This is a genomic window from Microcoleus sp. CAWBG640, assembly GCF_020883015.1.
In the GTDB taxonomy this organism is placed as follows: Bacteria; Cyanobacteriota; Cyanobacteriia; order Cyanobacteriales; family Microcoleaceae; genus Microcoleus; species Microcoleus anatoxicus.
In genome coordinates this window covers 1-15,318 of record NZ_JAHRFC010000098.1, presented here as the reverse complement: position 1 = coordinate 15,318, position 15,318 = coordinate 1, and the positions used below count along the sequence as shown (strand labels likewise).

18 protein-coding genes are annotated in these 15,318 nt (G+C 45.5%); 11 read left to right on the top strand and 7 right to left on the bottom strand.

The window, feature by feature from the left end; all coding sequences use genetic code 11:
• Positions 1-158: 158 nt before the first annotated feature.
• Positions 159-701, bottom strand: coding sequence for an acireductone dioxygenase (locus AAFP11_RS26595; protein WP_341739729.1), 543 nt, complete (start codon positions 699-701; stop codon positions 159-161).
• A gap of 294 nt (positions 702-995) precedes the next feature.
• A complete protein-coding gene (locus AAFP11_RS26590) occupies positions 996-2,204 on the bottom strand; it encodes a NupC/NupG family nucleoside CNT transporter (RefSeq protein WP_341739728.1) in 1,209 nt (402 codons plus the stop codon).
• A gap of 72 nt (positions 2,205-2,276) precedes the next feature.
• Between AAFP11_RS26590 and der the strand changes: the two genes are divergently transcribed.
• The 9 genes from der to AAFP11_RS26545 all read left to right on the top strand — a co-directional run bounded on the left by der (position 2,277) and on the right by AAFP11_RS26545 (position 9,741).
• The gene (gene der / locus AAFP11_RS26585) at positions 2,277-3,641 is read left to right on the top strand and encodes a ribosome biogenesis GTPase Der (RefSeq protein ID WP_341733844.1); all 1,365 of its coding nucleotides are present in this window, start codon (positions 2,277-2,279) and stop codon (positions 3,639-3,641) included.
• Between the two features lie 338 nt (positions 3,642-3,979).
• The gene (locus AAFP11_RS26580; protein WP_341739727.1) at positions 3,980-4,975 is read left to right on the top strand and encodes an energy-coupling factor transporter transmembrane protein EcfT; all 996 of its coding nucleotides are present in this window, start codon (positions 3,980-3,982) and stop codon (positions 4,973-4,975) included.
• Between the two features lie 653 nt (positions 4,976-5,628).
• Positions 5,629-5,886: a hypothetical protein gene (locus AAFP11_RS26575; protein WP_341739726.1), complete on the top strand. Its 258-nt coding sequence runs from the start codon at positions 5,629-5,631 to the stop codon at positions 5,884-5,886.
• A gap of 44 nt (positions 5,887-5,930) precedes the next feature.
• A complete protein-coding gene (locus AAFP11_RS26570; RefSeq protein WP_340522155.1) occupies positions 5,931-6,200 on the top strand; it encodes a PipX family protein in 270 nt (89 codons plus the stop codon).
• A 30-nt stretch (positions 6,201-6,230) separates the two neighbouring features.
• Positions 6,231-6,896 carry a YggS family pyridoxal phosphate-dependent enzyme gene (locus tag AAFP11_RS26565; protein ID WP_341739725.1) on the top strand — a complete coding sequence of 222 codons (666 nt, stop codon included), beginning with the start codon at positions 6,231-6,233 and terminating at the stop codon, positions 6,894-6,896.
• A gap of 152 nt (positions 6,897-7,048) precedes the next feature.
• Positions 7,049-7,177 carry a hypothetical protein gene (locus AAFP11_RS26560; RefSeq protein WP_341739724.1) on the top strand — a complete coding sequence of 43 codons (129 nt, stop codon included), beginning with the start codon at positions 7,049-7,051 and terminating at the stop codon, positions 7,175-7,177.
• A 142-nt stretch (positions 7,178-7,319) separates the two neighbouring features.
• A complete protein-coding gene (locus AAFP11_RS26555; protein ID WP_340522157.1) occupies positions 7,320-7,937 on the top strand; it encodes a cell division protein SepF in 618 nt (205 codons plus the stop codon).
• A 312-nt stretch (positions 7,938-8,249) separates the two neighbouring features.
• Positions 8,250-9,095 carry a pyrroline-5-carboxylate reductase gene (proC, locus tag AAFP11_RS26550; protein ID WP_340522163.1) on the top strand — a complete coding sequence of 282 codons (846 nt, stop codon included), beginning with the start codon at positions 8,250-8,252 and terminating at the stop codon, positions 9,093-9,095.
• A gap of 16 nt (positions 9,096-9,111) precedes the next feature.
• A complete protein-coding gene (locus AAFP11_RS26545) occupies positions 9,112-9,741 on the top strand; it encodes a hypothetical protein (protein WP_341739723.1) in 630 nt (209 codons plus the stop codon).
• A 110-nt stretch (positions 9,742-9,851) separates the two neighbouring features.
• Here AAFP11_RS26545 and AAFP11_RS26540 read toward each other — a convergent pair whose 3' ends face one another.
• The 5 genes from AAFP11_RS26540 to AAFP11_RS26520 all read right to left on the bottom strand — a co-directional run bounded on the left by AAFP11_RS26540 (position 9,852) and on the right by AAFP11_RS26520 (position 14,336).
• A complete protein-coding gene (locus tag AAFP11_RS26540; protein WP_341739722.1) occupies positions 9,852-10,460 on the bottom strand; it encodes a Uma2 family endonuclease in 609 nt (202 codons plus the stop codon).
• 86 nt (positions 10,461-10,546) lie between these two features.
• Complete coding sequence (gene plsY, locus AAFP11_RS26535; protein WP_341739721.1) at positions 10,547-11,227, bottom strand: glycerol-3-phosphate 1-O-acyltransferase PlsY; 681 nt, start codon at positions 11,225-11,227, stop codon at positions 10,547-10,549.
• 237 nt (positions 11,228-11,464) lie between these two features.
• On the bottom strand, positions 11,465-12,808 hold the full coding sequence (locus AAFP11_RS26530) for a DUF3086 domain-containing protein (protein WP_341739720.1): 1,344 nt from the start codon (positions 12,806-12,808) through the stop codon (positions 11,465-11,467).
• A gap of 59 nt (positions 12,809-12,867) precedes the next feature.
• A complete protein-coding gene (locus tag AAFP11_RS26525) occupies positions 12,868-13,260 on the bottom strand; it encodes a DUF3119 family protein (protein WP_341739719.1) in 393 nt (130 codons plus the stop codon).
• Between the two features lie 281 nt (positions 13,261-13,541).
• On the bottom strand, positions 13,542-14,336 hold the full coding sequence (locus tag AAFP11_RS26520) for an MlaE family lipid ABC transporter permease subunit (RefSeq protein WP_340523501.1): 795 nt from the start codon (positions 14,334-14,336) through the stop codon (positions 13,542-13,544).
• A 188-nt stretch (positions 14,337-14,524) separates the two neighbouring features.
• On the opposite strand from AAFP11_RS26520, the gene AAFP11_RS26515 reads away from it, so the two are divergent.
• Both AAFP11_RS26515 and AAFP11_RS26510 read left to right on the top strand, forming a co-directional pair.
• Positions 14,525-14,818: a hypothetical protein gene (locus AAFP11_RS26515; RefSeq protein ID WP_341739718.1), complete on the top strand. Its 294-nt coding sequence runs from the start codon at positions 14,525-14,527 to the stop codon at positions 14,816-14,818.
• Positions 14,819-15,170: 352 nt separating this feature from the next.
• Positions 15,171-15,318 (top strand): fasciclin domain-containing protein (locus AAFP11_RS26510; protein WP_341739730.1); only part of this gene is annotated, 148 nt, incomplete at its 3' end.

Here is a 15,318-nt window from a genome sequence, read left to right as displayed (position 1 = left end):
AAATGCAGGTGATTGGCGCTTTGATGAGGAAGTTGGTGCATTTGGCTTTTGGGATTTTAAAGTCCCAAAAGCCTTTCGATCCTAATTATTTGACTGCTACCCCTTGACAGATCAAGACAGTATCTACCAGGAACTGTATGGTCAATTTTTTCGTACATTCAGTTCTTGATTTTCAATTGCCTTTTCGTATATTGAGGCACCCACCCTTGAGCTGTGGTGTAATACTGCACCGCTTTCAAGTACAGCGACGCCGTGAGATAAAACCAATGTTCGGTGTTGGGAGGAACTTGAATATATTCCTGTGATTCCAACAATAATTGCACCTCAGAACCGTTAGGATATACAAACCCAAACACACATTCGCCGGCCAAAACATGAATGACTTCTGCATCGGCGTGGGTATGAGTACGATAGCTTTGAGTCATCATCCCGTAAATCTGTGGCGAACCAGGGTGCAGCACTTTTAAGTCACACCACTGACATCCACCGGTGAATTTGAACATTTCAAATTCGCTTTTAAATGCTGCGAGGATATGCTGTTTTTCTGTTACATTGAGCAGGTCTTGGACTAGCAGTTCTTGAATCGCAGGAGTTTTGTCGATCGCCAGACGGTCTATCTGAATGTTTAAACCAGCTAGTTTGTTCGCGATCGCCCCAATTTCCCTGTATATCGTACCATCATCTAGTTGCAGAACAGCCATAGTACACCACCTACTGTGTTGTTGAGCTTTGAGGAAAATTTAGCTTTCCCTTGACCTATAGTGTTACAGATTAAAATTCTGACTATTTACCATCATAGCCGATCGCTACAATTTGATGTCTAGCCTCTCAAACTCTCAAGCAATTACCATAAATTAAAGAAAGTTTTGGATTATTTAATTTTTATTTAATATACCAATCTTTTAGGTGGTGAGGACTTGGGAGGAAAAGGAAAAATTTGTGTCCATGAGCCCAGAAACCCATGAGCAAGCAAGAAAATGCTCAACCTATGGCCCTTAGAGCAGCATTCCCGCAATACAAGCAGTCATGAAACAAGCCACAGAACCAGCAATCATCGCCCTCACAGCCAACTGAGCCAAATCGCCCTTTCGCTGAGGAACCATCGCCCCAATCCCCCCAATCTGAATCCCAATCGACCCAATATTAGAAAAACCGCACAAAGCATAAATTGTAATAATTTGCGATCGTTCCGAAATCGCCTTTTGTTTCACCAAATCCATCAAATCCAAATAAGCAATAAACTCATTTAAAATCGTCTTTTTACCCAAAATCATCCCCACCTTGCCACAATCCGCCCAAGGCACCCCCATCAGCCAAGCAACGGGAGCCATTAAATAAGAAAAAATCCATTCCAGCGATAATTGAGGCAAACTAATCAACCCTCCAAACCAACCCAAAACGGCATTAAAAAAAGCCAACAAACCCAAAAAACCAATCAGCATCGCCGCCACATTAACCGCCAACTTCAACCCATCACTAGCACCAGAAGCAGCCGCATCCACCGCATTTGCATAAACCTGTTCCACCTTCACCTCAACCACCCCAGCAGTCAGGGATTTTTCCGTTTCCGGGTACAGCAATTTAGAAATAGCCAAAGCTGCCGGTGCGGACATTACCGAAGCGGCAATTAAATGTTCCGCAGCCACTCCAAAAGAAATATAAGCGGCCATTACTCCCCCCGCAATTGTCGCAAAACCCCCCGTCATCACAGCATGAAGTTCCGAGAGAGTCATGGTCGCCAAATAGGGTTTAATTAACAGAGGAGCTTCCGTTTGTCCGATAAAGATATTCGCAGCACAAGAAAGGGTTTCTGCACCGGAAGTTTTCATGGTTTTCATCATTCCCCAAGCCACCACCTGCACCACTCGCTGCAAAATTCCGTAATGATAAAGTAGAGTAATAAACGAAGAGAAAAAGATAATTGTTGGGAGAACTTTAAAAGCGATAAAATGTTCGGCAAAATTGTCACCGAAGACAAACTTAGCCCCGGCATCAGAAAAATTGAGAAACTGGGTGACTAAATCTCCCAAAAATTTAAATAGCGCCAAACCCGGAGCAGTTTTGAGAATCAAAATAGCGAAAATTAGCTGTAAAGCAATTCCCCACAGTATCGGCGGCCACTTAACTGCACGCCGATCGACTGAAAAGGCATAGGACAGCCCAACAAAAACCACTAAACCCAATACAGAAATAAGTCTGTCCATATCAGTCACATTCAGCCTATAATAAAAGGTCAAACATCAAAATTACAAAGCAGCCTGATTGCTGCTACCTTTATGCCTCTACCTATAGTTGCTATTATTGGACGCCCCAATGTCGGCAAATCGACCATTGTCAATCGCCTAGCCAACAGCCAAGACGCCATCGTCCACGACGAACCGGGAATTACGCGCGATCGCACTTACAGACCAGCATACTGGGGCGATCGCGAATATCAAGTAGTAGACACCGGCGGGCTAGTATTCGACGACGAAACCGAATTTCTGCCCATGATTCGCGAACAAGCCATGGCCGCCCTCGCAGAAGCCAGTGCAGCAATTTTCGTAGTTGACGGAAAAGTGGGACTGACTGGGGGCGACGAAGCCATCGCCTCTTGGCTGAGACTGCAAAAAGTCCCCGTCATTCTAGCCGTCAACAAATGCGAATCGGAAACTACCGGACTCACCCAAGCAGCAGATTTTTGGCAATTAGGGCTAGGAGAACCTTACCCAATTTCCGGCATCCACGGCAACGGCACCGGCGAATTGCTCGACCAATTAATTACTTATCTTCCCACAGAAGTATTACCGGAAGTAGAAGAAACTAAAGTAGCAATTATTGGCAGGCCAAACGTCGGCAAATCCAGTTTGTTGAACGCATTTCTGGGAGAAAATCGCGCCATAGTCAGCCCAATTTCCGGGACAACCCGCGATGCGATCGACACCATCGTCAAACGTGGCGATAACACCTACCGTTTAATCGACACCGCCGGCATTCGCAAAAAGAAAAATGTGGAATACGGTGCAGAATTCTTCGGGATCAACCGCGCCTTCAAAGCCATCCGTCGCGCTGATGTCGTACTGCTAGTAATAGATGCCATTGATGGCGTTACCGATCAAGACCAAAAATTAGCCGATCGCATCAGCCAAGAAGGTAGAGCCTGCATCATCGTCGTCAACAAATGGGACGCCGTAGAAGACAAAGAATCCGATACCATCTACGAGTACGAAAAAGAAGTCAGAGCTCGACTTTATTTCCTCGATTGGGCAGAAATGATTTTTGTTAGCGCCATGACAGGACAGCGAGTAGAAAAAACCATTGAATTAGTAGATAAAGCATCCAGCGAACACAAACGCCGCGTCACCACCGCCGTCATTAATGAAGTCATAGAAGAAGCCACAAGCTGGCACTCCGCCCCAGTGACACGCCAAGGAAAACAAGGCAAAATCTATTACGGCACTCAAGTGCGATCGCAACCACCAACCATCGCCCTATTTGTCAACGACACCAAACGCTTCACCGAAAACTATCGCCGCTACATGGAAAGCCAATTTCGCAAACACCTAGGCTTTACAGGCACACCAATGCGGTTACTTTGGAGAGGCAAAAAAGTTCGTGAATCAGAACAAAGCAGCACCAACAGAGCACTCCGCGTCAAGTAATTCTTGATAGTGTTGATTTTGGATTTTAGATTGAAAAAAAAGCTGTTTGATGATATAATTAATTACGATTTACAGCCAAAGACTTAATCTAAAATTCAAAGCTTTTATTAAAGAACAAAAGTTAAAAAAAATGGGTGCATCTCACTTTGGCAAATATATTCGTAGGGGCGAAGCATGACCGCAGTAAATCTGTGGTACTCACTAATAAAATATCTGCGGTCATGCTTCGCCTAGGCAAAATCGGGATGCTGCACAAAAAATAAATTAATCAACATTCAATCACCAAAAAATAAATAAATTGAAATTAATTAAAAAATCTAACATCTAACAAACACAAGATGGATTTATTGAGATCGCTTCCCATTGGACTATACCTCGAACAACCCATAACTTGGCTCCACCGCCTCGACCCGCGAGTCAAACTAGCCTGGTTGATGACATTCCTGATTGCGCCCATACTCGCCAATCCAATCTGGCGATTGATGCTAGTGGGAATGTTAATCATCCTGACACTAAGTGCAGCAATTCCCCTCCGCGTGTGGAAACAGCAAATGGGAATGCTGTTGCTATTCTGTTTGTTAGTATTTGGCCTGAGTACGATCGCCCCTGATGCACTACCCTCGGAACACCAGCCCCGTCTCCCCGCCGACGAATTAGCCTTTTCCCAGCAGCCCAAAACCCTCCCCGAACCCACTAAACCAAAACCCTGGTACGAACCCTTTAATTTAGACTCAAAATCTACCAACCAAAAGCCCAAATCCCCAACCCCACATTCTCTCCCTCAACCCACAAATTATAACTACGTTTTACTCAAGCAAGGCCCGATCAAAATCACCCGCAAATCCCTAGATTTAGCTATCAACGTTAGCACCTTATTTTTTACAGTAATTTACAGCACCAACCTCTATCTCCTTACCACAGCCAGCGAAGAAATTACCACTGCGATCGAAAACTTAATGCAGCCCCTGCGCCGCTTGAACTGGCCGGTGACAGAAATAGCTTTAACCTTAACTTTATCTTTGCGCTTCATTCCCCTAGTATTGGAAGAAATTCAAAATTTAGTGCGATCGGTCCGAACCAGAGCCATAAACTGGAAAAAACTAGGATTGAGACGCGCTGCTCAAGTATGGTTGATGATCGCTGAACGATTGTTAGAAAACTTGCTTTTGCGAGCAGAACAAATTGCTAGCGCCATGCAAGTTCGTGGCTTCACCAGTCCCGATCGACATCGCGTAGCATGGCACCAGTTGCACTTAAAAATCCGAGACTGGATCGCGATCGCCTGCTTAATAGTTCTCTGGAGTGCCCGCTTAGTTTGGGGTTGGGACAGTTGAAATTTTAGATTTTAAATTTTCGATTATAATATACCTTCCACGCATTTAAGCCACAAAGCGAGCCATTGGGCGATCGCTTTCTGGGAAAAATTTCCACGCCCGCCGCACAAAAAGATTGTGCGCAACTAAATTCTCAACATAGCAGCATTAAAGGTAAAATGAATCGAGTTTCGTAGAACCAACTAGCAGAGCGCGGGCCAGCAAAAGAAGCCGTTGTCAAGGCCCTAGGCACGCAGGGCTGTTTCATTCTTTGTAGGGGCAATCCCCCCGTGGTTGCCCCAATGCCTGAAATGACTGAAAATGGTCTGTGGGGGGGTAGGCACGGGGGCACTACCCCTACAAAGGGGTAGGCACGGGGGCCATTGGTGTCAACTTAAGCCTGAAAGCCTTGGTATCTCTCGTTCATAGCCAAGTCTAGATCCCCCTAAATCCCCACCCCCCCCTAGCCCCCCCCAAGGGGGGAAGGGGGACGAAAGATCGGACTCTTATCCCCCCCTTCTTAAGGGGGGCTAGGGGGGATCTAGATTTAATAGTCAAACAGCAGTCTGTGGCTACCTTTGACCTTAAGTTGACACCAATGGCACGGGGGCACTACCCCTACAAAGGGGTAGGCACGGGGGCACTACCCCTACAAAGCCCTCTTTTTTTGGAGAATGAAACCGCCCTGCCTAGGCACGGGATGGCGGGGACTACGCTATAAAGATAAAGATGTCGAAGTTGAACGATCGGACAGTGGAGCCCCAAAGGTGGGACTGCACGGAACAGGCTCAGCACTAGCCTCTACTTGGGGAAATTGCCAGTGGCAATTGAGCCTCAGCCACGACGGAGACTACTGTAGGCCCACCGCGATCGCCCTTTGCAGCCCGCATTCAACCACCTCCGTCCCACCTGAGAGCGAAACTCAAATCTAAAATCTAAAATCTAAAATCTAAAATTGTCCGATTGTGAGCTTTTAATGACTACCGAAACCTACCTTAATCATCCCAATTTTGGCCTTCTATTCAGGGTGTCTCAGGTTGAAGACAGCCAAGAATTATTTACGACTCTATACGCCCAACGCCTGTTTTTTTTAGTAACAAACGGCCCTGGCGGTTTGAGATTTGAACCCATCAGTCGTTCCGATGCTCGCCTAATGGTCGAAATTCGCCTCCGCACTCTCCGCCGCAGCGGTCAATATAAGGAGTACGACCAATTGCAGATCGTTCACAAGCGAACTTTTCAATAAAAACTTGGTAATTGCCGATCGGTTTTTTTTATGACTATTGCCTCTCGGATTGCTACCATTCGCCAACAATTGCCTGACTCAGTAAGGTTAATTGCCGTTACCAAACAAGTATCTACTGATGCGATTCGGGAAGCCTACGATGCCGGAATTCGGGACTTTGGGGAGAGTAAGGTTCAAGAAACCGCCGAAAAACAAAGTCAACTCCAAGATTTGCCCGGTATCAATTGGCACTTGATCGGCCACTTGCAGGCAAACAAAGCTGCCAAAGCTTTAGAGCAATTCCAGTGGATTCACTCTCTCGACAACTTAAAACTTGCGACTAGACTCGATCGACTAGCCGGGGAACTATCCTGCTCTCCCCAAGTTTGCTTGCAAGTTAAAATTTTGCCCGATCCAGACAAATACGGCTGGACTATCCCCGAACTACTGGCAGACCTTCCCGAACTCAACAGATGTCAGCACCTCAAAATTAAAGGTTTGATGACAATACCTCCCCTCGGATTAGATGACTCACAAATCCTAGAATTTTTTAACACTACCCGCGAACTGGCTGACCAAATCCAGCAGCAAAATTTGCCCCATATTCAGATGGAGCAACTCTCGATGGGAATGTCAGGAGATTATCACTTGGCTATTCAAGCCGGTGCTACTATGATACGGCTAGGACAAACCTTATTTGGTTCTAGGAGAGGATGACATCGCATATATGCTAACATTCGACTCATGGCATAGGTACCACTCAGAATCATCGGTCGAATTTCTGGGCTTGCATCCTCAAACACTAAGAAGATACGCCAAGGTCGGGAAAATTAAAAGCATCAACAACGAGGCTAAGCAAAGGCTCTACGATGTACATTCCTACCAGCGCCGTGCCATTGGAGTTAGCCTTGTCTGCTAATGCCGACTTAGTTCACCAAAACAGCGAAATGACCTCGCCAGATTTGTGGAATTCATGTAGCAGCAATACCCAGAGGTAGAAATCATCAAAGATATCAGCTCTGGTCTTAACTTCAAATGTTAGCAAAAAAGTATCGGTTAAATATCAATTAGTCAGCAACCCGTGACTTACGCGCAAGGCGAGTATAGTGGGGGCTGCAAAGTCGTTATGGAGAATAAATCATGAGCATTTTTTCCAAGTTAAAAGATTTTGTGGGCTTTAACAACGAAGAAGAGTACGATGGCGAGTACGATGAATTGGAGGAGGCGCGCTATCAGAACGCCTATCAACCTCCTGAACCGAATCCCGCAGCAGCAGTGGCGGCTGAAGAAGAACGTCGCCAAAATCGCAGAATGCGGGAGAGATCAGTAGTAGGACCGACAAATACAGATGTTGTTACACCAACCGGGGGAGTAGGGTCAGTAATGAATAACGTGATTGGAATGCCTGGAGCTATGAACGGAGTTTCGGAAGTGGTAGTTATGGAGCCGCGCACTTTTGAAGAGATGCCGGCCGCAATTCGAGCGCTTAAGGAACGGAAATCTGTGGTCTTGAATCTGACGATTATGGACCCAGACCAAGCACAAAGAGCTGTAGACTTTGTAGCTGGTGGTACTTACGCCCTTGACGGTCATCAAGAACGAATTGGCGAAAGTATTTTCTTGTTTACACCAAGCTGCGTTCAGGTGAGAACTCAATCTGGTGTAGTTCACGAAGTACCTCCAGCTCAAGGACGGCCCCGCACTGCGGCTCCGGCACCGACAGTCTGGCCAGCAGAACAAGCTCAAATGGCTCAGTAGTCATCAGTCAGTAGTCAGTAGTTAGTAGTCAGTAGTTAGTAGTTATTAACTAATAACTACTGACTCCGGCATCAAGGCGGGAGACCAATAACATGAGTAATATCAAATCCGTTGACATCGGAATTATGATTTCTCTCTTCTCTTTCTCTGTGTCCTCTGTGTTCTCTGTGGTTTAATCATTCCGATACAACCAGAATTGATATAACAACCAATCAGTAGTAAAAATCTAAAACAAATAACAAACAACAAATAACAAACAACAAACAACAAATAACAAACAACAAATAACAAATAACAAATAACAAATAACAAATAATTATGATAAAATTTGGTACGATCGGCGGTGGAGTCATGGGAGAAGCTCTCTTATCCCGCTTAATTGCACAAAAAGTTTATTTGCCTTCGGAAATATTGGTGAGCGAACCACAACTCCAACGCCGCCAGTTTTTGACTCAGAAATACGGGATTGGCACAACAGCTAGCAATCTAGAGGTGGCTGCTGCTACAGAAGTGCTGTTTTTGGCGATTAAACCACAAGTTTTTGAGACGGTTGCTTTGGAATTGGCTGTGGCGGACGATCGCAAACAGGGAAATAATGGAGAGACTGCTAATACTAAGTCAGAAGCCTTAGTCGTGTCGATTTTGGCAGGAGTACCATTGAGCAAGCTCGAACCCGCCTTCCCAGGGCGGGGAGTGCTGCGGGTGATGCCCAATACTCCGGCGACGGTGGGGGCGGGCATGAGTGCGATCGCCCCTGGAAAACTTGTGCAACCGGCGGATTTAGAATTAGTAAAGCGGATTTTTATGGCGGTGGGAGAAGTGGTGGAAGTCCCTGAAAATATGCTGGATGCGGTTACAGGACTTTCGGGTTCAGGGCCAGGTTATGTGGCGATTTTGATCGAAGCCTTGACAGATGGCGGTGTGTGTGCTGGTCTGCCACGGGCGATCGCCTCCCAATTAGCCCTACAAACAGTATTCGGTACGGCGAAACTATTACAAGAAACAGGAATGCACCCAGCAGAATTGAAAGATAGAGTCACAAGTCCCGGTGGCACAACGATCGCCGGAATTGCTAAACTCGAAAGTAATGGCTTTCGATCGGCGCTGATCGAAGCAGTGAAAGCAGCTTGTTTGCGTTCTCAAGAATTGGGAAAATAACCACAGAGAATTTAAAATGGCTTACAGCGAATTCAAGCTAAAGGAACTTGTCAAGCAATTCGACTTAACTCTCCAGGAAAATCAAGATTTATTTGCCCATATATCAGAAGTAGAATCTAGCGAAATCCTAAAAGTAGCCTTGAAAGAAAACGCAGGATTAGCAGTAGATATAAATACTGAAAAAGCTCGTTCTGAACTGATTATTGCACCAATTTTACTCGAAATTAGACGACAATTAAATTACCAAATTGGTTTATTTTCCGGCTCAGAGTTTAATGTTGCTCCTGAAAAAGGATTAAATGGAACTTGCGATTTCTTAATGAGTTTGTCGGCAGAACGCTTGTTTATCAGCGCTCCTGTGATTACCCTTGTTGAAGCTAAAAAAGAAGATATTAAGGCTGGTTTCGGGCAGTGTGCAGCCGAGATGTTAGCCGCTCAATTATTTAATGAGGAAGAGGGAAATCAGATTCCGATTATTTATGGAGCTGTGACATCGGGTACTGTATGGAGATTTTTGAAGTTAGAGGGACAGATTGTGTCTATTGATGCGATCGAATATTACCTGAGAGATATTGGAAAAATTTTGGGGATTTTGTTAAGCGCGATACCCAGTGCCCCGACTTCGCCGAAGTTGTCAGGAATCTAATAGGTCGATCGCATTTTACAACCAGATTATTTTTATTGTAAATATCTACAGCGTGCATTGTCATCTCATGTTGCAATCCATCCTGCAAACCTTTAATTAGCTTGAGCTAATTATCCACAATTAAAAATTTGCTTGGCGGTCAAATTCAACTCAGAGAACACCGCTGATTCAACCCTTTCATCTCCCCGAAACAGCTTAATTTGATACTCACCATCAACTAACTGATAAACCGATAAAGTCGGCTGTTTCGGAACACCAATATAACGGCTACCCCCTAAACCCAAATAATCTACAATCCAATATTCAGGAATTCCTAATGCTTCATAATCAATCATTTTGTGTGCATAATCATCGCGCCAATTGGTGCTGACTACTTCAACAACTAATTTAATCGAATTTACCTGAGTAATAACTGATTCTCTTTCCCATCGATACTCATTGGCTGCTACGGCTTGTTTATCTAATACAATCACATCTGGATCGTAACCAGAGTTGTCGCTAAATTTAATTGTACATTCCTTCGGAATAAAGTAAGGAAGTTGTAAGCGCCTAATTTCTAAACCAAACTCAAAGGACTGAAAACCTGCGATCGCTGAATGTTTACCAGTTGGATTTGGCATTTCAACAATAACTCCGTTATGTAATTCATAGCGTCCGTTTTCTGGTTTACATTCCAGAAATTCATCAAAAATCATTAACTTGGATATCGCTTGAGTCATGGTAAAGTCTCCAATGCTCTAAGATCGTTTGATTCTGATTCAGTAGTCAACAGTAAAAAATCATGTCGGTGCAACTGGAATTGATATCAATCGCTAGCTGCTGTTTCCAATTTCTCCCCAATCCTCGGTTCTGTCCCGTTCAATAGCCGCTGAATATTGCTGCGGTGCCGCACAATTACAAATACGCCACCCGCAATTCCAAACAATACATAAGCTAGCGGCTGATTTAAAACAAACATCAATCCAGCAACGCTAATTGCACCCATAATTGAACTCAAAGAGACAATTCGTGACACTGCAAATACGATCGCAAAAATCCCGAAAGTTCCTAAACCTACTGGCCAATATAAACCCAGTAAAACTCCCAAACTTGTAGCGACAGATTTGCCACCTGTAAAGCCCAGCCAGATAGATTTGCTGTGGCCTAAGACTGCAAATAAACCTGCTAGAGTTGCCATCCAAGGTATGATGGTTTCAGTGTTTTCTAAACCTGCGGTGGTTGCTAGCTGTTGGGTAAAAGTGAGAGAGTAAATGTAGCGGATTAGGCCGATCGCACTTACGCCCTTCAACACATCAACCAGCAACACCGCCAACCCCGGCCACTTCCCCAAAGTCCTCAGCACATTAGTCGCACCAGTGGAACCGGAACCAACCTCTCGAATGTCTATCCCCAGCATCCATTTACCCAAGGCGTACCCAGTCGGAATCGAACCCAGAAGGTAAGCTGCAATTAGCAATGCGCCATTTAAAATTATCCAGCTAGCCATGTTTTAATTTTAGATTTGTTGTACAGAAGGAAGAAGGAAGAAGGAAGAAGGAAGAAGGAAGAAGGAAGAAGGAAGAAGGAAGAAGGAAGAAGGAAGAAGGAAGAAGGAAGAAGAACCAATTCTGGTGAATTTACCCCTGAATTGATTCAGTCCGCGGAGGCGGACTTTGTTTGTATAGCCGCGAATTCTATTCGCCCGGAATTGCCAGAATTGGTGGTGTCAAAACCGGGCTTTATCTCAAAAATCCTTAGCAGCTATCAAACTTTGCGGATCGGGAGCAAAGGCTAGCCATAGCGGAAATTGCAGCATTGACAAACTAATTAAATCCTCAGTTTCATCAATCACAATTAACGGTAATTTGCCATCTTTCACCAAGCGATCGGCTTTTTGAGCCAAAGCCTCCGCAGACTCAAACATAATAATCCCCCGTTCCGGGCCAAAATCGCTGCGAGTAATCCCCAAACAATCTTGCAAACCCCGGCGCCATTCTCCCAAACGTTCTGGACTGTTGGCCAGTACCAAAGTCCGCACCCGACTCCCATAGACGCTGTTGAGCACAGAAACAATTGTCGAAGTAATCAGGATATTTTGCAAGCGCGAACCCATTGTCCGCAAAGCACCCCTTCCTCCTTGGGTAAAAAACCAGTTAGAAACTCGTTCGGCGTGGATGGGTTCAAAGGTGCGGCGCAGTTGCCAAGGCGGGCCATAATAGTCCGGGAGAGTGCGATATTGATCGAGAGTGCGACGAATTTGCTTGGCCTGTTCTTGAAATCCCTGTTCGGAAAATCTGGGATTGATAGGCGCTGAGGAGGAAGATTCTTCCACCGTAAATTGCTGTGTTCTTTCCGGCACCGGCGGTGTCAAATCTAAGAGTTCGGCGGTGGCGGCTAAATCCTGCAAACTACCTACTAGATAGTCTTTGAAACCCTGGACTCGAATTGCTAAATCTTGGGAAACCCCTGCGAAAGTGGTTCGCATTTCTTTTTGAATGCGATCGCGCCGACGTTCGAGTTTTTCTACTTCTATTTGTAACGTTTGTTTGCGCTGCTCTAATTGAATCAAGCCGTCTTGTACCAAACGTCCGATCGATGCTTGAGCCTCACCCAATGCTTCTAAGGCTTGGACTTTTTCCGATTCCAGAGTAGCAATTTTCTCGGTCAAATCTTGTGCTTGTTGTTGCAATGCTTGGACTCGCTCTGCCAAGTTTGCGGTAACATTTTCTGGGATATCTGTGACCCTTTCTCCCACAAGGGTTGGGGTAGAGTCTTTCTGCGACTGGATTTGAGCGATTGGGGACTTCTCCTGGCCCTGGTATTCGGTAGGAGGCACAATTGGGGCGAGGGCACTTGCTGCGTCAACGAATTGGGCGATTTCGGAATCTGTCGCGCTTAACTGGATGTCTGTTTCTGGCCCAATTTGGCCGAGGGGTTCTGGTTTCTCCATCTCAACGCTTGGTAAATCCTCTGTCGGCGATGGGAGTTGGTCGAAATCCTGATGCACGGGCAAATTAGACTCGCTCTCAACGGTTGGCGGGACTGGTTGTGCTTGTGGTTCTTGGGTTGGAGATTCGTCTGAATTCATGGGAAATTTTGTTTAACATGGGGTACGGAAAAGTTAAAAATTAAAAATTAACAACTTTTTCAGTCTTGACGGGGACAACGCTGTTCTAAGCAAGTCTGTAGCATTTTACGATCGAACAGAACCGGCAGAAAGTGAATACTGTTAATTTCTTTGAAGTAAAACAAAATTGGCAGTGCGGGCCAAAATATCCGCCAATTTTGCCATTCTCGGTAAGGAAACTGGCGAATTAAGTTTTGCGATCGATAAATGTCCAAATCGGTTGCAGTGAATAGCAGCCGGATGGTGGCTGCTTGATACATCAAAAACAAGCCGAACACCGAAAGCGGCAAACTCACCCACTTCTGCACGAACAGCAGCGGTACGGCGGCAAGCACGAGGACTAGGGGAATCGCATAACTCGGTTCAAGTTCGATCGTATTTGTCGGTGTGCTAGAAGAGGCAGTTGTATTCACGGGCTTAAGCCAAACGAATTTTGTCAATAATTTATATTTTACCGTTTCCCAGCTTAAAGGCCATTGGTGTCAACTTAACGTCAAAAGTAGTATCAGTATACCGTCTGCTAATGAGCAACTCGATCCCCCCTAGCCCCCCTTAACAAGGGGGGGACAGGAAGCAGTCAAAGTCCCCCTTCCCCCCTTGGGGGGGGCTAGGGGGGGGTGGGGATTTAGGGGGATCGAAACTTGAGTGCAAGCTACATTTATTATGGGTTTCTATCTTAAATTGACACCAATGGTCACAGGCCTTTGAGTACGCTGCTACCAGTCCCCTGAAACATCACCCAAGTCATCAAAAAATTACAGATAAAAATAGCCAGCAAAGCAGTCACCACGGCAGTTGTAGTCGATTGGCCGACACCCTTGGCCCCTCCTGTGGTGGTCAAACCCCAGCTTGTACCGATCACAGCAATCAAAGCACCGAAGACAAAAGCTTTAATGGTGGCGCTGCAAATATCCCACAGTGTCAGAAAAGTGCGGACTGATTCTAGAAAGACGGTTTGAGAGACTCCGTACATCGTCGTCGCAATCAGCAGTCCCCCAGCAATACCAGTGACGAGGGACAAGATGGTTAAAATTGGTAGCATCAAGCAGCAAGCGATGACGCGGGGAATTACGAGATAGTCGATCGGGTCTGTTCTGAGCATCAGCAGGGCGTCTATCTGCTCTGTTACCTGCATTGTGCCGATTTCCGCCGCAAAAGCCGAACCGACTCGTCCGGTGACAATCACGGCGGTTAAAACCGGGCCTAGTTCGCGAGTCAAAGACAGGGCCAAGACTCCGCCGACGACATTACCGGCACCGAGGTTGATAAACTCTCTGGCTACCTGGACTGTAAATACCATGCCGACAAAACCCGCAGTCAGCAAAGCAATCAACAGGGATTCTGGGCCAACTGCTGCCATTTGGTCCAGGGTGTTGCGACGGTTAATTTTGCGGGTGAGTAAGTGCAGCATTACTTGGCCTCCCAATAAAATTGCTGCTAGTAACCGCCGACTCCATAAAGTGAGACTCGAAGATGTAGTAGGGCTCACGGGGATTGCGACTGTATAACTACTGGAAAAAATGAAATCTATCTACAAATCTTAAACAAGTTTCTTCTCTAACATTTAAGATTTCTGACGGAATTAGCCGCGAATGGCGATCGCTACCTATCTTGGAACAAGGCAGGTCTTGTTGACTTGTACACCTTTCGGCAGTTTAGCTGAATTTAGTGACTCCTATGAGCATTTTTCCTAATTTTCTTCGATCGGTACTGCTGACGAGCCTTTTGAGCTTTTTCGCCCCTTTATTGTTAATCGGCGTGGGATTGACTAGCTTTTTACTGATTGGTCTGGTGCCTGCTCTCCAAGGGGTTGGTCGTTCTGGGGAAGACCTGATTTTACAGTTTTTGGCTACTTTCGGCAGTGGTTGTCCCCTCCAGGGGTTTTTGGTGATTGGCACTACTTTTGGTTTGGTGGGTGCTTTGTTTAATACCTACGCTTCTTTTGGACACTCGCGGTGGACAAGACAGTGAGTTACCAAGATAGCGAGTAAAAGACCCGAATCAAGACTGTTTTTCTTCCCGACTCTACGGACTGCGGAAATACAAAGCAAAAGTTAAGAATATTGTAGACGGTGTAGATCCTTGTAATGAAAGCGTAGAAGCTGAACTCACAATAGGCGATAATATTTATTTATTCCCCTATTAAGTAACTCCACTTAATTAAACGTAAAATACGGATGACCGAAAAGCTGACTGCATAAGTCTTCTTCCTTCTTCCTTCTTGCTTCTACTTAGCAATTTGTTCACAAATAAAGTAGGTATTGTTTCCCACATCAGTTTACGATACTTAGTGGAGAATTTTTATGAAATGAGGTAAAACTGAATGCCTGATATTGTTGATATTGCTGTAGGTGCTGGTTCGTTCCAAACCCTGGTAACAGCGGTGCAAGTGGCTAATTTGGTAGACGCCCTCAAAAGTCCGGGCCCTTTCACTGTTTTTGCACCCAATGACGACGCCTTTGCCAAGTTGC

What these genes read in the sequence shown, in the direction of transcription:
- AAFP11_RS26595 (WP_341739729.1), bottom strand. Translation starts at nt 701, where the DNA reads ATGGCTGTTCTGCAACTAGATGATGGTACGATATACAGGGAAATTGGG.
- AAFP11_RS26590 (WP_341739728.1), bottom strand. Translation starts at nt 2,204, where the DNA reads ATGGACAGACTTATTTCTGTATTGGGTTTAGTGGTTTTTGTTGGGCTG.
- der (WP_341733844.1), top strand. Translation starts at nt 2,277, where the DNA reads ATGCCTCTACCTATAGTTGCTATTATTGGACGCCCCAATGTCGGCAAA.
- AAFP11_RS26580 (WP_341739727.1), top strand. Translation starts at nt 3,980, where the DNA reads ATGGATTTATTGAGATCGCTTCCCATTGGACTATACCTCGAACAACCC.
- AAFP11_RS26575 (WP_341739726.1), top strand. Translation starts at nt 5,629, where the DNA reads ATGAAACCGCCCTGCCTAGGCACGGGATGGCGGGGACTACGCTATAAA.
- AAFP11_RS26570 (WP_340522155.1), top strand. Translation starts at nt 5,931, where the DNA reads ATGACTACCGAAACCTACCTTAATCATCCCAATTTTGGCCTTCTATTC.
- AAFP11_RS26565 (WP_341739725.1), top strand. Translation starts at nt 6,231, where the DNA reads ATGACTATTGCCTCTCGGATTGCTACCATTCGCCAACAATTGCCTGAC.
- AAFP11_RS26560 (WP_341739724.1), top strand. Translation starts at nt 7,049, where the DNA reads ATGTACATTCCTACCAGCGCCGTGCCATTGGAGTTAGCCTTGTCTGCT.
- AAFP11_RS26555 (WP_340522157.1), top strand. Translation starts at nt 7,320, where the DNA reads ATGAGCATTTTTTCCAAGTTAAAAGATTTTGTGGGCTTTAACAACGAA.
- AAFP11_RS26545 (WP_341739723.1), top strand. Translation starts at nt 9,112, where the DNA reads ATGGCTTACAGCGAATTCAAGCTAAAGGAACTTGTCAAGCAATTCGAC.
- AAFP11_RS26540 (WP_341739722.1), bottom strand. Translation starts at nt 10,460, where the DNA reads ATGACTCAAGCGATATCCAAGTTAATGATTTTTGATGAATTTCTGGAA.
- plsY (WP_341739721.1), bottom strand. Translation starts at nt 11,227, where the DNA reads ATGGCTAGCTGGATAATTTTAAATGGCGCATTGCTAATTGCAGCTTAC.
- AAFP11_RS26530 (WP_341739720.1), bottom strand. Translation starts at nt 12,808, where the DNA reads ATGAATTCAGACGAATCTCCAACCCAAGAACCACAAGCACAACCAGTC.
- AAFP11_RS26515 (WP_341739718.1), top strand. Translation starts at nt 14,525, where the DNA reads ATGAGCATTTTTCCTAATTTTCTTCGATCGGTACTGCTGACGAGCCTT.